This is a genomic window from Sinomicrobium oceani (genome assembly GCF_900119185.1).
In the GTDB taxonomy this organism is placed as follows: Bacteria; Bacteroidota; Bacteroidia; order Flavobacteriales; family Flavobacteriaceae; genus Sinomicrobium; species Sinomicrobium oceani.
The window spans coordinates 298573-317529 of sequence record NZ_FPJE01000003.1 but is presented as its reverse complement, the minus strand read 5'-3'; the positions used below and the strand labels follow the sequence as shown (position 1 = coordinate 317529).

The 18957-nt window shown below is 42.2% G+C and carries 16 protein-coding genes; 13 read left to right on the top strand and 3 right to left on the bottom strand.

What is annotated here, in order from left to right:
* The 13 genes from BT112_RS04390 to BT112_RS04330 form a co-directional block, all read left to right on the top strand.
* Positions 1-225 (top strand): ATP-binding protein (locus BT112_RS04390; RefSeq protein ID WP_175545747.1); only part of this gene is annotated, 225 nt, incomplete at its 5' end.
* A gap of 221 nt (positions 226-446) precedes the next feature.
* Positions 447-827: a hypothetical protein gene (locus BT112_RS04385; RefSeq protein ID WP_072316134.1), complete on the top strand. Its 381-nt coding sequence runs from the start codon at positions 447-449 to the stop codon at positions 825-827.
* Positions 824-1738: a zeta toxin family protein gene (locus BT112_RS04380; RefSeq protein WP_072316133.1), complete on the top strand. Its 915-nt coding sequence runs from the start codon at positions 824-826 to the stop codon at positions 1736-1738. Before BT112_RS04385 ends, BT112_RS04380 begins: the two co-directional genes overlap by 4 nt.
* A 387-nt stretch (positions 1739-2125) precedes the next feature.
* Positions 2126-3313, top strand: coding sequence for a di-heme oxidoredictase family protein (locus BT112_RS04375; protein ID WP_072316132.1), 1188 nt, complete (start codon positions 2126-2128; stop codon positions 3311-3313).
* A 10-nt stretch (positions 3314-3323) separates the two neighbouring features.
* A complete protein-coding gene (locus tag BT112_RS04370; protein WP_072316131.1) occupies positions 3324-3764 on the top strand; it encodes a Rieske (2Fe-2S) protein in 441 nt (146 codons plus the stop codon).
* On the top strand, positions 3761-4990 hold the full coding sequence (locus BT112_RS04365; protein ID WP_072316130.1) for a hypothetical protein: 1230 nt from the start codon (positions 3761-3763) through the stop codon (positions 4988-4990). Before BT112_RS04370 ends, BT112_RS04365 begins: the two co-directional genes overlap by 4 nt.
* A gap of 70 nt (positions 4991-5060) precedes the next feature.
* Entirely contained in the window at positions 5061-5381 is a 321-nt protein-coding gene (locus BT112_RS22185) for a DUF6660 family protein (RefSeq protein ID WP_072316129.1), read from the top strand.
* A 329-nt stretch (positions 5382-5710) separates the two neighbouring features.
* On the top strand, positions 5711-10108 hold the full coding sequence (locus BT112_RS04355) for a CusA/CzcA family heavy metal efflux RND transporter (RefSeq protein WP_072316128.1): 4398 nt from the start codon (positions 5711-5713) through the stop codon (positions 10106-10108).
* Positions 10109-10144: 36 nt separating this feature from the next.
* Positions 10145-11371, top strand: a complete 1227-nt coding sequence (locus BT112_RS04350) for an efflux RND transporter periplasmic adaptor subunit (protein ID WP_072316127.1) — start codon at positions 10145-10147, stop codon at positions 11369-11371.
* Between the two features lie 82 nt (positions 11372-11453).
* On the top strand, positions 11454-11795 hold the full coding sequence (locus tag BT112_RS04345; RefSeq protein ID WP_072316126.1) for a P-II family nitrogen regulator: 342 nt from the start codon (positions 11454-11456) through the stop codon (positions 11793-11795).
* Positions 11796-11843: 48 nt separating this feature from the next.
* A complete protein-coding gene (locus BT112_RS04340; RefSeq protein WP_217652330.1) occupies positions 11844-12257 on the top strand; it encodes a Fur family transcriptional regulator in 414 nt (137 codons plus the stop codon).
* Positions 12258-12360: 103 nt separating this feature from the next.
* A complete protein-coding gene (locus BT112_RS04335) occupies positions 12361-12702 on the top strand; it encodes a hypothetical protein (protein WP_072316125.1) in 342 nt (113 codons plus the stop codon).
* A gap of 93 nt (positions 12703-12795) precedes the next feature.
* Entirely contained in the window at positions 12796-14745 is a 1950-nt protein-coding gene (locus BT112_RS04330; protein WP_072316124.1) for a heavy metal translocating P-type ATPase, read from the top strand.
* Between the two features lie 310 nt (positions 14746-15055).
* Here the strand turns inward: BT112_RS04330 and BT112_RS04325 are convergent, their stop codons facing one another.
* From BT112_RS04325 to BT112_RS04310, 3 genes are all read right to left on the bottom strand, one after another.
* Positions 15056-15469, bottom strand: coding sequence for a VOC family protein (locus BT112_RS04325; protein WP_072316123.1), 414 nt, complete (start codon positions 15467-15469; stop codon positions 15056-15058).
* Positions 15470-16058: 589 nt separating this feature from the next.
* Positions 16059-17750 (bottom strand): CocE/NonD family hydrolase, encoded by a 1692-nt coding sequence (locus BT112_RS04320; protein ID WP_072316122.1) that lies wholly within the window; start codon positions 17748-17750, stop codon positions 16059-16061.
* Between the two features lie 615 nt (positions 17751-18365).
* Positions 18366-18872 (bottom strand): dihydrofolate reductase family protein, encoded by a 507-nt coding sequence (locus BT112_RS04310; RefSeq protein ID WP_072316120.1) that lies wholly within the window; start codon positions 18870-18872, stop codon positions 18366-18368.
* Positions 18873-18957: the final 85 nt, after the last annotated feature.

Genomic DNA, 18957 nt, shown 5'->3' with positions numbered 1-18957 from the left:
AAAGGCTTAGATCATATCAATAGGCAAACGTTGATGGAAATTATCGAAGACAGGCACGGAAAACGCTCCACCATTATGGCTTCCCAGCTTCCTATAGAGGCCTGGCATCAAACCATCGGGGAACAGACTATTGCGGACGCTATTTTAGATCGCCTGGTACATACCGCACACCGGATTAATATTAAGGGAGAATCTATGCGGAAAAAACTAAGAAATAAAAGCTAACTTTACACCAAGAATGAATCGATTTTAAACACTTCATTTACACTGCTCACTTTTATCCGTTTTAGGTGGCTCACTTTGTCCGTTCTTTCCACCTTCAAAAGGTAAAGAAAATTAGGAGATAATAGAACTATACTTTCCAATTGTTTTGTGTTTTTTCGTATTTTTGATAGATCAAGGAAGTTTTCCTATCTTTAATATACTTGTATTAAAACAACGACATTTTGGAAACACAAATCATCAAAGATCGCAAAGGTACTCCGGTTTCGGTACTGGTCAATTATAAAGACTGGCTCAAGATCGAACAGTTGTTGGAAAGGACTAAAATCAAAGCAGAAGCACCGGAAAATCCATTGGATTGGTATACCCTGACAGAAACAACCAATACCATTCTGAATGAACTGTTAGCCTATGCAGGAAGGGAAGAATTTAAAGAGTTGCAAAAATCCGTTCCGAATAAGCAACGTATTGAGGATTTACATATTTATGTGAATGAAATCCAGAAAATTAACCGGGAACCGGATAATTTTAAAAGTGCTTCTCGTATGCAGGAGATCATTAGCACTTATGCTCCTCAACTAAAGGCTATTTATGAAGCAGGATGAACCTGGATAAACTCACCCAATTACAACAGCAATATGCCTTAACGGAGAAGGATTTCGAGACCATTCTTCAGATTATCATTAGAACTCACACCCAAGGAATAACCCTTTCCAAAACCCCTACTGTAATCATTTTAGGTGCTCAACCGGGAGCCGGTAAAACTGAATTGCAAAAGGAAGCAGAATACAGCCTGTTAAAAAATGCTGTGATATGTAACGCAGATAACTTTCGTGACTATCATCCTTTAGCGGATGAAATAAAAAGAAAACACCCTGTCTATTACCCAGATATTACTGCAAAATATTCCAAACGCTGGAATGATGAATTAAGCAGGTATTGCAGAGAGCATCGATTAAATTATATATTGGAAACCACATTTGCTTCCGGAAAACAGTTGAGTGAAACAATTAAGGAAGTTAAAGAAAAAGGATATAGGGCAGTTATTAAATTGCTGGCAGTAGCCCCTCGTTTGAGTATGTTAGGAACATATCTTAGATATGAAAAGAGTATTGAAGAAACAGGGATGGGAAGACAGGTTTCCAGAAAAGCACATGATGAGCGTTTCCATGCTATACCTGATACCCTGGGAGAAATCCAATGGCCTAAAATATATGATGAATTGTACCTTTATGCTCGTACTGCTGTATTGGAACAAACCAGTCTTGTTGAGGGTGTGAGCTTAGTGGCTCACAATCCATATAATCCATTAAAAGTGTATGAGGAAGAACTGGCAAGGCCCTGGCCGGAAAAATTGAAGCACTATTTTTCACAGCAAAGTTACCAGGTGTTGAAACTGATGAAAAAGCGGAATGCTCCTGAAAAGGAAATCAATCAGTTTAAAAAAGATATGGGTATAAAAGAAGTACAAAAACAAAGACAGAGAAAATCTCCAAGAAGGGGACGCCGAATGTAATTGGCGTGGGGAATTAGAGGAAATTTCTGATCATTTAGTATGAAGGGAAATGAAAAGTTTGATGAATTTGGCTTAGAAAATTGCATAGCAATTATGAAATCTCTCAATTAACAGTTCGAAAATTATTCTATACATCTATCAAAAACGGTACAAAACTGAAAAAGGCTCTTTGCACCGTTTTTATTTTTTCTGTCTTCATTTGGTTACAGAATAGCTGAACTATATTAATTACGCCTCCTCTACAGCCCTCGCCATACACAACTACCACATGGGATCAGGCCCCAGACCTTCACGAATGTATTGATGTCTATTGAACTATATTAGTTTTTCAAAATATATTTTTTAGTCTAATCTAATTTATTAATTTTGTATATCTAATTTTAAATTATGAAGAGGCTTGTTTTAATTGTGGTTTTTAGTTATCTGACATTGGCCTGTGAAAAACTAATTTCTGAACCACCGGCTGAATACGAAATCCTGGATGGCCCTGTTCAGGGACTCAACACTGGTGAGCAGGCCCAGTTTCTGGCCGGAGATATTGCTTTTAATGATGAAGTATTTACCGCAGAGACGGGGTTGGGACCCCTATTTGTTGCCACATCCTGTGGTAGTTGCCATGCAGGTGATGGCAAAGGCCACCCTTTTACTACCTTAACGCGCTTTGGTCAGACAGTGCCCAATATGCTTCCTGACTTGTCTATCGGTGGCCCACAGTTGCAAAACCGGGCCATACCGGGTTACCAGCCGGAAAGATTAGCTGAAGGAACTCCTTTCATGAACCTTACCCCACCCGCGGTCACTGGGCTGGGGTTCCTGGCAGCATTGACAGATGAACAAATCCTGGCCAATGCAGACCCCGGTGATAAGGACGGAGATGGTATATCGGGGATACCTAACTACATCGATCCCCCGGATTATTTTATCCCATTGTGGTTTCACCAGCAGTTCAATGGTCAATACATAGGACGGTTTGGAAAAAAGGCAGCCGTTGTCGACCTCTTACAGCAAGTGACCACGGCTTATAACCAGGATATAGGTATCACCTTCACTTTTGAGCCAGTTGATGTTCATTCCGGTCTCACTATCGATCCGGAAGTATCCGATCAAACCATCCGGGATGTGGTTTTTTATCTTAGGACACTTAAGGCACCTATTCCGCGGACACCTGATGATCAGCAGGTAATTCGGGGCAAGGCCCTGTTTAATCAAGTCCAATGCAGTTCCTGTCATATCTCGGAATGGACTACTCCTTCCTCGGATATAACTGCACTTTCCAACAAAACCTTTTACCCCTATACAGACCTTCTACTCCACGACATGGGTTCTGACCTGGATGACGGGGCAACGGAAGGTTCTGCGGAAACCTATGAGTGGCGGACACCTCCACTTTGGGGTTTGGGTTTATCACCTGACTCTCAGGGGGGACAATATTTTTTGATGCACGATGGACGGGCCGGGAGTATTGAAGAAGCTATTCTCATGCATGGCGGGGAAGGACAAAATAGCAGAGAACAGTTTAAAACACTTTCTCCTGCTGATAAACAGGCATTGATCAAATTCCTTGAATCTCTCTAATAAAAACAGTATGCACCGAAAAGAATTTTTAAAAACTTGTGGTTATGGGTGTCTCGGTTTATTAGGGGCAGCTTCTTTACTGGAAAGTTGTGCCGGCACCAAATATCTTCACGTGCCATTGGAAGGAGAATTTTTAAACCTTCCCCTGGATGCTTTTGTATTTATAAAAAAAGAGAAAAAGGAATTCAGAAAGTATGTGGTAGTTTATAATGACTGGCTGCAATACCCGGTCTGTGTTTACCGGTTTTCGGATACGGAATACCAGGCATTACTGATGAAATGCACTCACCAGGGAACCGAACTCCAGGTATTTGGCGATCGCATCCAGTGTCCGGCCCATGGAAGCGAATTTACCAATACCGGGGCGGTGCAAAACGGCCCGGCAGATGCCCCACTACGAACTTTTCCGGTCCAAGTCGAAGAAACTGTTTTAAAAATCAATCTGAAATGAAAAAATGTTTACTCACCCTTGGGGTCATCACTTTTACAATAAGTGTAAAAGCCCAGGTTGACAGTACCTTATTAAAAAGAATACCGGCAGATACATCGGCCAATAAAAACATGAACATGGATGCCGTATATAACCGGCCATTCCTTCAGATCGGTAAGATGCCCGTTTCTGTGGGTGGATACATAGAAGCCGATTATCAGTATATTGGGGAAGACGGGATCACGGATGGCCACAGTTTCCGCATTCCCCGGATGACACTTTTTGTGGCTTCCTCCATTCATCGCAAGATCAAGTTCCTTTCTGAAATAGAACTGGAAGAAGGAGGAAAGGAAATATCCATTGAATTTGCTGCCCTCGATATAAATTTTCACCCACTGGTTAATCTCAGAGGCGGAGTGGTAATGAATCCTATAGGCGCTTTCAATCAGAATCATGACGGTCCAAAGTGGGAGTTTGTGGATCGCCCTGTAGCTATGACGGAAATGTTACCTGCTACCTGGAGCAATGTAGGTTTTGGCCTGTATGGCAAGCAGTATTTTAAGGATTGGGCCTTTGGCTATGAAGTATATCTGACCAATGGATTTGACAATAGTATCATCAACAATGATCAAAACAAAACCTTTCTCCCGGCAGCCAAAGAAAGTGCCGAGCGTTTTGAAGAAAGCAGTAACGGACAACCTTTAATTACAGGAAAAATAGCGATTAGAAACGATAAGATCGGTGAAATAGGATTTTCCTATATGGGGGGCGTTTACAACAAATCTGAAGAAGACGGGCTTAGGTTAGACAAAAAAAGGGGAGTAAATGTCGTTGCTTTGGATTTCAACACCAATCTGCCTGGCATTGACACCTATATTACGGGTGAATGGGCCTGGGTACATGTGGATGTGCCAGAAACGTACAGCCAGCAATTTGGGGACCGTCAACAAGGCGGTTTTGTCGATATTATACAGCCGATATTGCGAAGAAACCTCATAGGTTTTAAACAAGCCACCTTAAATCTTGCCCTTAGAATGGAGTATGTGGATTGGAACGTCGGGACTTTTAGGGAAACCGGAGGCAATATTTCGGATGACCTGTGGGCCATCGTTCCGGGCGTCAGCTTTCGGCCAACCGCCCAGACGGTATTGCGCTTTAACTACCGGTTTATGCAACAGCAGGATATTTTGGGAAATCCACCCGCAAAAATAAGTGGAATACAAATAGGGCTGTCGAGCTACTTTTAATGAAATCAAAACTTCAATGAAGTAAGAAATGCAATATCTTTGCATTGCATAAATACATATATTTGCAATAATGAAAATTGCCTGCTACATATTGAGTTTTTATTTTATGGCTCTGACAGGGGTAGCATGTGCAGATACCGTGCCCCAATACGAACAAGATGGGATTACGGTTGTAGATGCCGGCAATAACGACCACCACCACAATACGGGTGATGGTTGGGACGGTTGTTCTCCTTTTTGCGTTTGTCATTGTTGCCACCTTCATTTTTTATATACTTCTCCCGATTTAGTGTTTACGTATTCTGAAAAGCAACCTGCGTTATATTCTTCATATATACGGGATTTCAGAAGCATTAAAATCTTCGATTTTCTCAAACCCCCAAGATCATAATACGCTTTGCCTGATAGGATAGGTATGCCCTGCCGCTAAAGTTCCTTTATCCGGGATAGGCAGAAGTAATTCTTTTTTAATATCAGGCCGACTTCTTCAATGAGCCTTTACTGCTTAAAGGCGCCCCTTTAATCTATTCAATTCTCGAAGAAATTGAAAAAATCAAAGAAAAACACAAAGAAAAAAAGGAAAAAGAGAAGAAAGAAAATCACATTCATACGAGTGTTAAAGTGGTTTTTGATTGTGATATTAGGCCTGGTTCTATTGCTGGGGATCATAACACGTGTTTATCACTTCTTCTCTGAACATATAAAATAAATCAAAGTTATATGATCAATAAAATCATTGCTTTTTCGATAAAGAACAAATTTATCGTGGGCTTGCTTACCCTGGCGCTTATTGGAGTGGGCATATACTCCATGGCCACGGTCAATCTGGGCTCGGTCCCCGATATTACAAATAACCAGGTGCAGGTGATCACCGTATCGCCCAACCTGGCCACTGAAGACATAGAACAATTTGTCACCTATCCGGTGGAGCTGGCTATGGGTAACCTGCCGGGAGTAGATGAAATTCGCTCCATTTCCAGGTTTGGACTTTCGGTTGTTACTATTGTTTTTGAAGATAATATGGGGACGTATTTACCCCGGCAACTGGTACAGGAAAAGCTGAACGAACTACAGGAAATCATACCTGAGAAATTTGGCAGCCCTACCATGGGGCCCATTTCTACAGGTTTAGGCCAGATCTACGAATACACCATTCAGCCGCAGGAGGGTTATGACTCGCTGTATTCCCCAATGGAGCTGCGTACAATTCAGGACTGGATCGTAAAAAGGCAACTCACATTACTTGACGGGGTGGTTGAAGTCAATTCTTTCGGAGGCTATATCAAGCAATATGAAGTAGCCATCAACCCCGAGAAATTGAATGCGCTGGATGTAAGCATTTCTCAGGTGTATGAAGCTCTCGCCAGAAATAATGTGAATACCGGTGGTGCTTACATCGAAAAGAACCGAATGTCCAACTTCATCAGAGGTGAAGGCCTGGTTCGATCCCTGGATGATATCCGGAAGATTGTCATAAAAACGGAAAACGGCATCCCGGTCACTGTCGGTGATGTGGCAGAAAAGGTGCATTTCGGACACCAGGTGCGCTACGGAGCATTTACGCAGGATGGTAAAGAAGCAGTCGGTGGCATTATTATGATGTTGAAGGGTTCCAACCCGAATGCAGTCATACAGAATGTAAAAGAACGCATAGAAGAAGTGGAAAAGTCTCTTCCCAAAGGGCTAACGATCAATACGGTTATCGATCGGAGTGATCTGATTTCCAGGACTACCGACACGGTAAAGACCAACCTGATCGAAGGAGCCTTGATCGTGATTTTTGCACTGGTGATTTTACTGGGAAGTGTAAGGGGAGGCATTATTACGGCTACCACCATTCCTCTTTCTTTACTCTTTGCCTTCATTTTGATGAAGCAATTTAACGTATGGGCCAACCTGATGAGCCTGGGAGCCATTGATTTCGGGATCATTATTGACGGGGCAGTGATCATTATTGAAGGTACAGTGTACGAAATCCAGAAGCGTATCCGATCAGGGAAAATAAAGTTCAACCAGGGGGTGATGGATGAGGTGGCCTATGATGCAGGTAGCACGATGATGAGTTCTGCATTTTTTGGCCAAATCATCATACTCATCGTTTTTGCCCCGATCCTGTTCCTTACCGGCGTGGAAGGCAAAATGTTCCAACCAATGGCCTACACCTTCGGTTTTGCCATGATAGGAGCTATCATTCTGTGTTTGACTTATGTACCCATGATGTCGGCCCTTTTTATGAAGCCGATCCAAAACAAAAAGAACTGGTTTGGCAGGTTTGAACGCTGGCTGGAAAAAGTAAGCGATAAGATCATTGGAGGAATTCACAATGCATATCTACCGCTATTAAAAGGTGCTCTTCGGTTCAAAGCTATTGTAATTATCGTAGCGATCATTCTTTTGGGAATTGCAGGATATACCTTTTCCAGAATGGGTGGTGAATTTGTACCACAACTGGATGAGGGAGACATTGCCATGCAGGCATTGATACGGCCCGGAAGTTCCCTGAGCGAATCAAAAGACGTTTCGATTAAAATTGAAAAGTTATTGCTCGAGAACTTCCCAGAAATCAAAACAGTTACCGCCCGAATTGGGGTGGCAGACATCCCGACTGACCCTATGCCGATGGACATTGCCGATATGTACCTGATCTTGGAAAAAGATAAAGACAAATGGGTTTCTGCTGAGTCAAAAGATGAACTGATAGATAAGATCAAGAATAAGCTGGATCAACAACTTACCGGTGTTAACCTGGTCTTTACACAACCGGTAGAATTGCGTTTCAATGAACTACTTGAGGGCGTAAGGGAAGATATAGCTGTCAAACTGTATGGCGAAGATCTGGAAGTTCTGACCACTAAAGTACAAGAGATGGCGGCTATCATTCAAACCGTACCAGGAGCAGGTGATGTTAACCCGGAGCGTACTTCCGGTTTGCCCCAAATGACCGTCCGTTACAACCGGGATAAAATAGCCCAGTACGGACTGGATATTCAAAAGCTCAATGAATATGTAAGTTCCGCCTTTGCCGGAGGGGTGGCCGGGGTGATCTTTGAGGGAGAAAAGCGGTTTGATCTGGTCATTCGGTTTGATGAAAATCATCGCCGAAGCATTGAGGATTTGCGCACACTGTATATTGACTTGCCAAACAGGACACAAGTGCCGATCAAAGAAGTAGCGGATATCAGCTATGTGCCGGGCCCAATGCAGATTTCGCGGGACAATACTTACAGGCGAACTTATGTAGGAGTAAACACCAGAGGACGTGACGTAGAGTCGGTAGTGACCGACATTCAGGAAAAGCTGGATGCCGAATTGGATTTGCCGCCAGGCTACTACATTACGTATGGTGGGGAATTTGAAAACCTGCAAAGAGCGAAAAGCAGATTGATGATTGTAGTGCCCATAGCACTCTTTCTGATCTTCGTGCTGCTTTATTTTGCTCTAAAGTCATTTTCTCAATCCATTATGATCTATATAGCTATCCCCCTGGCAGCTATCGGGGGAGTTTTTGCCTTATGGATGCGAGGTATGCCCTTTAGTATTTCAGCTGGCGTAGGCTTCATTGTACTGTTTGGTGTAGCTGTGCTGAATGGCCTGGTACTGATCAACCGCTTCAATTCATTGAAGGAAGAAGGCGTGACAAGTATTAGAGAAAGAATTCTAACAGGAACAAAAGAACGAATCAGACCTATTATGCTGACTGCAACAACAGACATATTCGGATTTCTGCCTATGGCCTTTTCTGCATCTGCCGGAGCAGAGGTGCAGCGGCCATTAGCAACGGTAGTAATTGGCGGTATGCTTACTGCAACATTGCTTACGCTGGTAGTGCTGCCAGTACTTTACACTTTTGTAGAAGGCAGAAAGGATAAAAAGAAGCTGCGGGCACCCAAAACTAACTTAATGATCTTGTTTGTTATGTGTGGGCTTATGGGATTGCCTTCCATGACTTTTGCACAACAGAAACCAGACAGTTTATCCATAATTACATTAGAGCAGGCCAAAAATCGAGCGATTGAGAGCTACCCGAAAATACAATCGGCCCGGTTGGAGATCAAAAATCAGAAAGTGTTGAGAAAGACCGCCTGGGATTTCGGAAGTACACAGGTATTTACCGGGAAAGAAGAAGTGGGCAATGGCTCGGATGGGATATATACCCAAATCGGTATTCAACAGCAGCGAATAGACATCTTTGGCATAGTGCCAAAACTCAGGCTCCAAAAAAAGCAGGTGGCCCTGGCCGAAACAGCCCTTGACCTTTCGGTGATAGAGTTGGAGCGTGAGGTGAGTCGTGCCTGGGGTATGGTCTATGCTGCGAAAAAGACTTACCAGGTCTACGAACGGCTCGATTCTATTTTTGTAGATATTGAGCGGGCGGCCCGCATCAGGTTGGAAACGGAGGCCATCTCCAAACTGGAATACCTGGCCATGTCCAACCAGGCCAACGAGGTACAGATACAAAAAGATCAGGCCCGCCACAATTACCTGAGCGCTTTGCAGAGGTTGAATCTCTGGTTTGCCAATGATACGCTGTTTACCGTACCGGACTTTCCGGCCAGCCGGTTGGATCAACCATTAAATTATATGGCGGATTCACTGATGAGCCATCCTTTGCTAAATGTTTCAAAACAGCGGGTAGAGGTGGCAGAAGCTACCGTAAAGGAGAGGCGTTCACGCTTTCTTCCACAATTACAAGGTCAGTATAGCCGGCAGCAAATTTCCGGGCAGTCTGGTTTTTATGCCTACCAGGTGGGTATTCAAATTCCCTTGTTCTTCGGGCCGGAACTAGGCAGGACACAGTCTGCCAAAATTCAACGGGATATAGCTGATCAAAACTTTCGCCAAACGCAACTGGAGTTAAATACAGCCTATCAGAATATGAGAGAGCAGTATTTGAAATGGTATAATTCCTGGATATATTACCGTGATAAAGCACTTCCGCTGGCAGAGGAACAGCGATCAGGGGCCATTACGGCCTATCGGGAAGGAGCTGTCGACTATGTGACTTTCCTTCAAAATATCCGGGATGCCATACGTATAGAGGTAGACTCATGGGACACATTTGGCAGCTACCTGGACAGTCGCTATCAACTGGAATACTACTTAAAGACATCAAACTAATACAAACTGATCAATAGATTTAGAAAATATAAAACAATGAGAAAGCAAATCATATACATACTGGCACTGGCACTTATGGTATCGGTATTTACGGGGTGTGGTAATAAATCGGCTGATACTGCTGAGGCCGGGCATGAAGATCATGCGGGAGAAGAAGCAGGGCGTGAAGAAGAAGGCCATAGCGAAGAAGGTATGGGCGAACTTCACCTTTCTGATCTTAAATTTGAAAGTTTGGGCATCAAAGTAGATACATTGCCCTCCCGTACACTTTCCGGGGTGGTCGAGGCCAACGGCCAGTTGGAAGTCCCTCCCCAGCACGAAGCAACCGTCACAGCTATTCTTGGTGCCAATGTTTCTTCTATAAAAGTGATAGAAGGTGACAAGGTGAATAAGGGTCAGGCATTGGCTTACCTTTCTCACCCCAACCTGACCAATCTTCAAACCAATTATGTGAAAGCTTACAGTCGCTTCCAGTTCCTGGAAAAGGAAATGCTGCGACAGAAACGACTGTATGAGGAAGAAGTAGGCTCCGGCAAGGAGTACCAGGAAACGGTGGCCGATTACCAAGCAATGAAGGGAGAGGTCAAAGGCTATGAAGCCCAATTGAAACAGCTCAGCCTGAATATGGCAAAGGTACAAAGCGGGAATATCTATCAATATGTACCCGTGGTAAGCCCCATCAATGGATACATTGAAAAAGTAAAGGTTCAGATGGGACAGTATGCCGATCCCCAGACCGAAATGTTCATGGTGGTCAATACCGACCATATCCACGCCGACCTCATGGTATTTGAAAAGGACGTATATAAAGTGAAAAAAGGACAGAAGGTGTCCTTTACCGTAGAGTCGGTCCCGGGCAGTACCCTAAATGCCAAAATTTATTCCGTTGGTAAACAATTTGAGCAAAATCCGAAAGCTGTTCATATACATGCAGAGATCGACAAAAAGGAAGATTTCCTGATTCCGGGTATGTATATCAATGGTAAGATCAGGACCGGTAATAATGAGGTAAAGGCATTGCCTGAGGGAGCGGTCATTGAAGAAGAAGGCAAGCCCTACATTTTTATGGCAGAAGCGCATGAGGAAGATGGCAAAACCGAATGGGCATTTAAAGCTGTGGAAGTACGAACAGGTATTATCGAAGATGGATGGGTAGAGATTAAACTTTTGGAACCCCTGCCAAAAGGGACAAAAATCGCCTGGAACAATGCGTATTACCTGATTTCAGAGATGAAAAAAAGTCAGACTTCTCATAGTCACTAAAAGAGCAAAAGGCAGTTGGCATGTTTTCTTGCCAACTGCCCATTGACAACTTCGGGCAAGATTAAAACCAAAAATTATCAAGATGAAAGAAATAAAAGCATTTATAAAACCTAATAGAGTACAAACCGTAGTGGAAACTTTGCGCGATGCCGGATTTGAAAGCATTACGCTATCCAAAGGAGAAGGTACAGGAGCCTATAAGAAAAGAGATGCTTCACCTTCCCTGGATTTTCATTTTACCGACAGTCCGATTGTAAAATTGGAGCTGGTCTGTCAGAATGAAGAAATGGATAAAGCAGTACAGTTGATATGTGGTAAGGCACAAACGCCTGAACCCGGTGATGGCATTATTTATGTTACGGAAATCGAGGATGCTTTTCGCATAAAAACAGGAAAATCCATTAAAAAATTTGATATGAAATAGGTATATCAACCCCCGGTTTTGGAATTCATTTTAACAAAAGATACCATGATCAAAGAACTCGAAATTAAACTCAAACAAAAGGGCATTAGGCCAACAGCCATGCGGCTGTTGGTACTGGAAGCTCTGTCCGGTCAGGAAGCGGCTGTCAGCCTTTCCGACCTGGAAGAAGTATTTGAAAAGTCAGACAGGGTGACACTATACCGCACGCTGAAAACCTTTCAGGAAAACGGACTGGTACACAGTATCGATGATGGTACCGGCGCCCCCAAGTATGCCCTGTGCGAAGAAGGCTGTGAATGCAATATAGAACAGGACCTCCATGTGCATTTCCATTGCCGGATGTGTCGGGAAACTTTCTGTTTGCCCAAATACAAAATCCCGGACATCGACCTGCCCGGAGAGTTTATACCAGAAGAAGCCAACCTGGTGGTGAAGGGCGTGTGTGGGAAATGCAGCGCCTGATAAATGCAATTCCTGTGCATGATTTTTGTTTGTACCTTTAAGTCCATAGAGGTTCATTTATCAAACGGAACAATCGCCGTGCTGGGGATGCTTATCATTATGTATGCCCCAAGAACTTCTTAATACGACGACTATGGAAAAGGATGAAAACAAGATCAGTTGTAAACTTACTACCCCGGAGTTGAGACGAAGAAAAGCTACTGCAATTGCCAAACTAAAAAAGTTGGTCATAGAAAGGCAAGAAATGCCCAATGGGTTCAGGTACAAGTTTGCCGGATCGGATCAAACTCTTGACCTGATAAACGACTTCATTAAAACCGAACGGCTTTGTTGTGACTTTTTTTCTTTCCATCTTACAGTTTCCAAGCAGGTATATCCGATATTGCTGGAATTATCAGGACCAAAGGGAGCAAAAGGGTTTATTGAAAATGAAATTGAATTGTAGGTGTTCAACAAAAAAACATGACTACATTATTCACCGGTACCATCATGCTCTGCCTTTGGGCATTTCCTATTCCACACATTAAAGACAAAACTTATGGCAAATGCACATCATATAAAAGATCAATCCTGTTGCGAGATTGAGCAGCAATCTCAAAAAAATAAGCAGGATATAAAAAATAAACCCACTTTTCTCAATACTTGGGGGAGTGGTATCGTGAGCCTGATAATGCTTTTGGCAGGCATCGCGGCTGACCAGTTTATTAAGCCAGCATTTTTCCATGGCTGGCCCCGCATAGGTTGGTATGTGCTGGCCTATTTACCTGTAGGCTGGCCTGTACTGGTCAAAGGTTGGAAATCTATTCTGAAGGGGGATGTGTTCACCGAGTTTTTTCTGATGGGTATAGCCACACTCGGGGCTTTTGCCATTCAGGAATATCCTGAAGCAGTGGCTGTAATGCTTTTCTATGCCATTGGGGAACTGTTTCAGGATACTGCCGTGAACCGGGCAAAAAGGAACATTAAGGCTCTGCTGGATATCCGTCCGGAATCGGCTTCAGTACAGCGAAATGAGCAAATGGTGACCGTACATCCCGAAGAAGTGAAAATAGGAGAAATTATACAAGTAAAGCCCGGGGAGAAAGTACCCCTCGATGGGGAGATGCTGAGTGAAAAAAGCAGCTTCAATACTTCCGCCTTAACCGGAGAAAGTAAACCCGCCACCTATAACCTGGGGGAGACCGTATTGGCCGGGATGGTCAACCTGGACAGGCTGATTGAATTGAAAGTCACTAAACCCTTCAACGAAAGTTCGTTGGCACGTATCCTGGAGTTGGTCCAGAATGCTACTGCCCGAAAGGCCAAAACTGAGCAGTTTATTCGCAAATTCGCAAGGGTTTATACCCCGATCGTTACTTTTCTGGCCGTTGGCCTGGCTTTTTTGCCTTACTTTTTTGTAGAAAATTATGTGTTTGAGGATTGGCTCTACCGGGCCTTGATCTTCTTGGTGATTTCCTGTCCTTGTGCGCTCGTTGTTTCTATTCCATTGGGCTATTTTGGCGGGATAGGTGCAGCTTCCCACAAAGGGATTTTGTTTAAAGGTTCTAACTACCTCGACCTGATGACAAGGATCAACACTGTGGTGATGGACAAAACCGGAACGCTCACCAAAGGAGTGTTTGAGGTACAAAAAGCGGTTACGATGGATACCGTCACTACCGATTGGCTCAGTATGGCAGCAGCTATGGAAAGCAAGTCCACACACCCCATAGCCAAGGCTATTGTAACGTATGCCCAAAAGCAAGGTAAGAACATTACAGAACCCGAACAACAGGAGGAAATTGCCGGGCATGGCCTGAAAGGAACAGTCAACGGCCGACAGGTAACCATTGGCAACCAAAGGCTGATGGACAAGGAAAACATTATCACCTGTGCCGATGCAGCTAATGAGGTTAATACTGTGATCCATGTAGCTATTGATGGAAAATACGCAGGATATATGGTAATAGCCGACGAACTAAAAGAAGATGCAGCAACAGCAGTGCAGCTCATGCATAAAGCCGGAATTCGGGAATTGATCATGTTGTCCGGAGATAAAGATGCTGTTACCCAACAGGTAGCCCGTTCATTGGGTATTGACAAAGCCTTTGGCGACCTATTACCCGAACAAAAAGTGGAGAAAGTGGAGGCCCTGAAAAAGGACCCTAAGCGTGTTATTGCCTTTGTAGGGGACGGTATCAATGATGCTCCCGTACTTGCCTTGGCTGATGTGGGCATGGCCATGGGCGGGCTGGGGAGTGATGCTGCTATCGAAACAGCCGATGTGGTCATTCAAACCGACCAGCCATCGAAGATTGCTACGGCCATTCAGGTAGGTAAACAAACCAAGCACATCGTTTGGCAGAATATAGGACTTGCCTTTGGAGTGAAAATCATCGTACTGGCCTTGGGGGCCGGTGGGATGGCCACCATGTGGGAGGCCGTTTTTGCCGATGTGGGTGTGGCATTGCTTGCGATATTGAACGCAGTGAGAATACAGCGGATGTAACTTTCACATGATAGAATTATATATTTATACAACAAATACATATATCTGCGCCTTTGTCAACATTACTCAAATTATGTGGCATAAGAAAGGTATAGGAAACAGTCTATGATCCTTTTAAACAAAATTTATCCTGTCACAGGTATTAACTATCCAGTTTTCCCAACCGCCAACTTCTTCAAATCCTCCAAAAACCGGTTCGAAAATCGTTCTGCCAGGCTCACTTTAAAACTCTTCCAAGAGTATCAAAAAAAACCCTGTAAATTGTAGAATTTACAGGGTTTTACTATTTGTTACGGTAGTGTTTTCCTTTTTAGACAGGTGTCCGATCAAACTTCTGTATAGCTTCGGGCGTAACAGGTGTGAACAGATTCACAAGGTTGTTATCAGGGTCCCTGAACAAAAATGATTTATTTCCCCATGGTAATGTAGTGGGTTTTTGAACTATACAATTTTCGAGATAATCAGCTAATCTATCATAGTCGTTATCTACATTCTCTACTCGAAATTCTATTATGGCACTGCGATTATGACCTGCTTGCGCAACATGGTCTCCTCCGAATAATTCTAAGGTTCTGGTGCTGCCTATTGCTAATGTTACAGATTGGGTTTGAAGTTCAGCAAAATCCGGTGTGTATCGCACTAACGGTATTCCTGTTACTTTCTCGTAAAATTTTATCAGTTCCTCAATTTTAGAAGTAATTATTCTAATTGATGCTAATTTCATTTCATCATTTTTTTAAGTTACACCGCTAAATTAATTAGACATTATGACAGCGGTATGTCAGGAGACTTGAAATTCTTTTCTGTTTCGGCTAAATATTTTTGAAATGTCAGTTGCTGCTGTAGCTGTGTGATTCATAAAGATCGTTTCCATAGCTTTATGTTATCATATCATATTAAGAAACGACCTGGATGGAAAACTGATTGATGAGTATGGTATCAAATTCCGGCCTATTAAGCCACGTTCTCCCCACTCGGATGGAAAGGTTGAGCGGCCTCAGCCACACTGACTGACCTTGACGAATTCTATCCCACGGTAAACCTAAAGGCCCCGGAACTCCTCCAGCTTGCTATCGCAATGTAAATTCCATTATCATTGCCTCAGGTCCCACAGCTCCCTAAATGGTAAAACCCCATGGATAGTATCAACGCATTATCCGATAAAACTCCACTTTGAAAAGATGTTAGTGAAACATACAATGGATCACAAGAACGGCTCCGAGTTCAAGATTATCGACTTGATCTACAACTCAACAAGTGAAACGATGTCTGTAAATCTCACAAACAGCCATTGTCGATGGCGGATGTTTTTGTCAGTTCTTCTTATTCTTCCATATCGGGATTTCGATATAACTTTCATTGTGCCATTTAATTTGTAATGGTTCACCTGCATCTTTTATAGTTTCGTCTGAAACAGGTCTTCCCGAACCATAGTTGATTACTTCAAACGGATGCTTATTGATGTTGAGCAAAATCAAAAGTCGGCTACCTTTAGCTATTTTTTTGCTTACAAACCTGGTGTTGTCAAATGGAATACGCTCTTTTTTACCAGGTTGTAATAACTGTCGTTTTGAATTGTCTTTAGCATAGCTTGCCCTACCCACATATCGGGTAAGGAAGAAATATTTTCCGTTTGGCATCAGCTCATACAAAGCAATGGAAACATCCATATCTTTTTTGTTGATGGTTGCACACAGGTTTCCCGTAAATGCCCCGTTTACCGAAAAGTCTTTTTCAAAAGGTTTCGATGTGAAGACTAATCCATTGCTTACATCTAATGTGTCAAAAATAATTTCAGGAGTGTAATAATTATTTTGATTTTCCCTGTCTTTAAGATCTACTGATTGTTCTTCAAATCTTTTCTTTTTCGGCTTATGAATTGTAAGTTTTTTATGGTCTAAATACAATCTTATCGTGTCGTTATTCATGGCTTGCAAAGAAGGAGCGTGTTTCCATTCATTTGTCCCCATCACCTGATAGTTTACCTTGTCCTTCAGCAATTCAGGCTTTGGTTTGCCTTTTAATATGTGATCAAGCCAGTCATAAGCCAATTCCCGCATATTCACGTTCGCAACACTGTCAATATCATACCCCATTAGGTTTTTTGCTGCTTTGGCTTGTCCTCCCCAATGATCATAAGGTCCAATTACAAAATAGTGGTTTGCTTTTTTATTGTATTTATGGTGAAGTTTGAAATATTGAACAGCACCGATTTGTGAACCATCATAATATCCTGTTGTCGTAAGGACAGGAATATTGATTTTTGTATACTCTTCCGGAGTCGGAACCAATGATTGCCAATAATTGTCATAACCGGGATGTCGTAGCCAATTTTGAAATATCTCGCTTTTATATCCGGCCAAACTGTCGAGATGTTTCCAGGCTATACCATTATTAAACCATTCAAAAGGCAAACTTCTTCTAATGGGTTCTTTTTTATAAATATTGTCATTTGCCCAATATAACCCCAAATTCATTTGGACATTATTTTCCATAGGAGTGTCATAACCTGGCATAACAGCCACTTGTGGAACAATGGTTTTAAGTGCTGGATGAATATTTTTTACCGTTACCCATTGCGAAAATCCTGTGTAACTACCACCATACATACCAACATTTCCATTGCACCACTCTTGTTTGCTTATCCAATCTATAATATCGTAAATATCCGTTTGTTCATTTTCATAAGGGACATAATGGTTTATATCTGTCCTAATTCCCCGAGCATAAGCGACAATTCCAACGTAATCTCTATCAGCCGATAATTTTGCGAAAAAGCTATCTCCTTCTCCCTGATAGTACGTTGTGTAAAAAAGAACAACCGGTAATGGTTGCGTATTGGTTTGTTTTCGGACTATGGTTGCCGAAATGTCAATTCCGCTTTTTGTTGGTATCAGTAAACTATCTTGAATCTGATAGATATTGTCAGAAGATTTAGTTTCCTGAGCAAAGGAAGAAACCGCGAATATCAGCAGAAGATAGAGGGTTGTAAAAATGTGTTTCATTTACTTAATTTTTCCATTTCGAAAAAGACTATTGGCAACACTGCATAAACACCAAATAATCAGAATTTTACATTAATTTTAATTTCTTATCCCAACCGGGCGAAGAAGAGACTTTTGCCATGGTACACGGTAAGACTGGTTTTATCATTAACAAGAATATGGCTCTGAAAAACAGTTCCCAAATTAATAAAAACTATTAAAAAATTCTAAACAATTCAGAAGTAACCAATTCTGCTGCCATTCCCCTACGCTTCTGTACGCAGGCAGGCTTTCCACTGCCCTCCAATCCTGGAAATGTGCATCATTATAATCGTTTTTGACACAATTACTTTCTTCCGGACTCTTCCGATAGCCACCTCAGTATCAATCATAAACATTGCAGACTTCACCAAAAACACATGAAGGCAGTACAGCCCTGGGACCTTCACAATGGTTTTCCTATATTTACCAGAGAACATGCTAATACAATTTTCATTTTTTCCGGGATTTTAAATTCAAATCAAATTTCCTGCGGATTAGTTTAAAATATCTAACCCAATCTGTAAATAGTCTTCGTATTCATACCTGCCACATTATTGTCCTGTTAAAGCCTAAAGTATTTCTCTGCTTATTTCACTATTTCTTAGTTAAGTGCAATTGTACACAACCACTTTCTACCATATACTCTCCATATTCAAACTTCGAGTTTAACCTATTATTTCTTCCTAAAACAGCACCTTCTCCTGTAATTAAGGGGTGGATATTAAAATGAATATCCGTTACTAATTCTTGGTCAATAAAAGAATTATAGGTACCTCCGCCACCGCCGATTGCGATTTCCCTGAACCCCTTAGATAAGCCATAGGCAACAGCTTCTTCAGGGCTTCCAACAAACTTGAATTTTTCAGAGATCCTTTCTTCACCTGTTAATACTATAATTTCTATTCCTTTAAAAAGCTCTTTTACTTTCTGAGGGAAATTTTTAAACTCCTCAAATGTTTTTAAACCTATGACAAGATTGCCTATTTGCTTCGCATGGTTTACATAAAAATCCATTGCGACCGGTGGCAATGGATAATGAGGATTATCAGATAATAAAATTCTTCCATTAGCGGAAATGTTGGCTATAACCGTTATTTTCATTGTTTAAGGATTTTTATTTTCATCCCAAAATTATTATATATTAGATTTATATTTACTATCGGTTCCCTTTAGGAAAGTGACTATC

What these genes read in the sequence shown, in the direction of transcription:
- BT112_RS04380 (WP_072316133.1), top strand. Translation starts at nt 824, where the DNA reads ATGAACCTGGATAAACTCACCCAATTACAACAGCAATATGCCTTAACG.
- BT112_RS04375 (WP_072316132.1), top strand. Translation starts at nt 2,126, where the DNA reads ATGAAGAGGCTTGTTTTAATTGTGGTTTTTAGTTATCTGACATTGGCC.
- BT112_RS04370 (WP_072316131.1), top strand. Translation starts at nt 3,324, where the DNA reads ATGCACCGAAAAGAATTTTTAAAAACTTGTGGTTATGGGTGTCTCGGT.
- BT112_RS04365 (WP_072316130.1), top strand. Translation starts at nt 3,761, where the DNA reads ATGAAAAAATGTTTACTCACCCTTGGGGTCATCACTTTTACAATAAGT.
- BT112_RS22185 (WP_072316129.1), top strand. Translation starts at nt 5,061, where the DNA reads ATGAAAATTGCCTGCTACATATTGAGTTTTTATTTTATGGCTCTGACA.
- BT112_RS04355 (WP_072316128.1), top strand. Translation starts at nt 5,711, where the DNA reads ATGATCAATAAAATCATTGCTTTTTCGATAAAGAACAAATTTATCGTG.
- BT112_RS04350 (WP_072316127.1), top strand. Translation starts at nt 10,145, where the DNA reads ATGAGAAAGCAAATCATATACATACTGGCACTGGCACTTATGGTATCG.
- BT112_RS04345 (WP_072316126.1), top strand. Translation starts at nt 11,454, where the DNA reads ATGAAAGAAATAAAAGCATTTATAAAACCTAATAGAGTACAAACCGTA.
- BT112_RS04335 (WP_072316125.1), top strand. Translation starts at nt 12,361, where the DNA reads ATGCCCCAAGAACTTCTTAATACGACGACTATGGAAAAGGATGAAAAC.
- BT112_RS04330 (WP_072316124.1), top strand. Translation starts at nt 12,796, where the DNA reads ATGGCAAATGCACATCATATAAAAGATCAATCCTGTTGCGAGATTGAG.
- BT112_RS04325 (WP_072316123.1), bottom strand. Translation starts at nt 15,469, where the DNA reads ATGAAATTAGCATCAATTAGAATAATTACTTCTAAAATTGAGGAACTG.
- BT112_RS04320 (WP_072316122.1), bottom strand. Translation starts at nt 17,750, where the DNA reads ATGAAACACATTTTTACAACCCTCTATCTTCTGCTGATATTCGCGGTT.
- BT112_RS04310 (WP_072316120.1), bottom strand. Translation starts at nt 18,872, where the DNA reads ATGAAAATAACGGTTATAGCCAACATTTCCGCTAATGGAAGAATTTTA.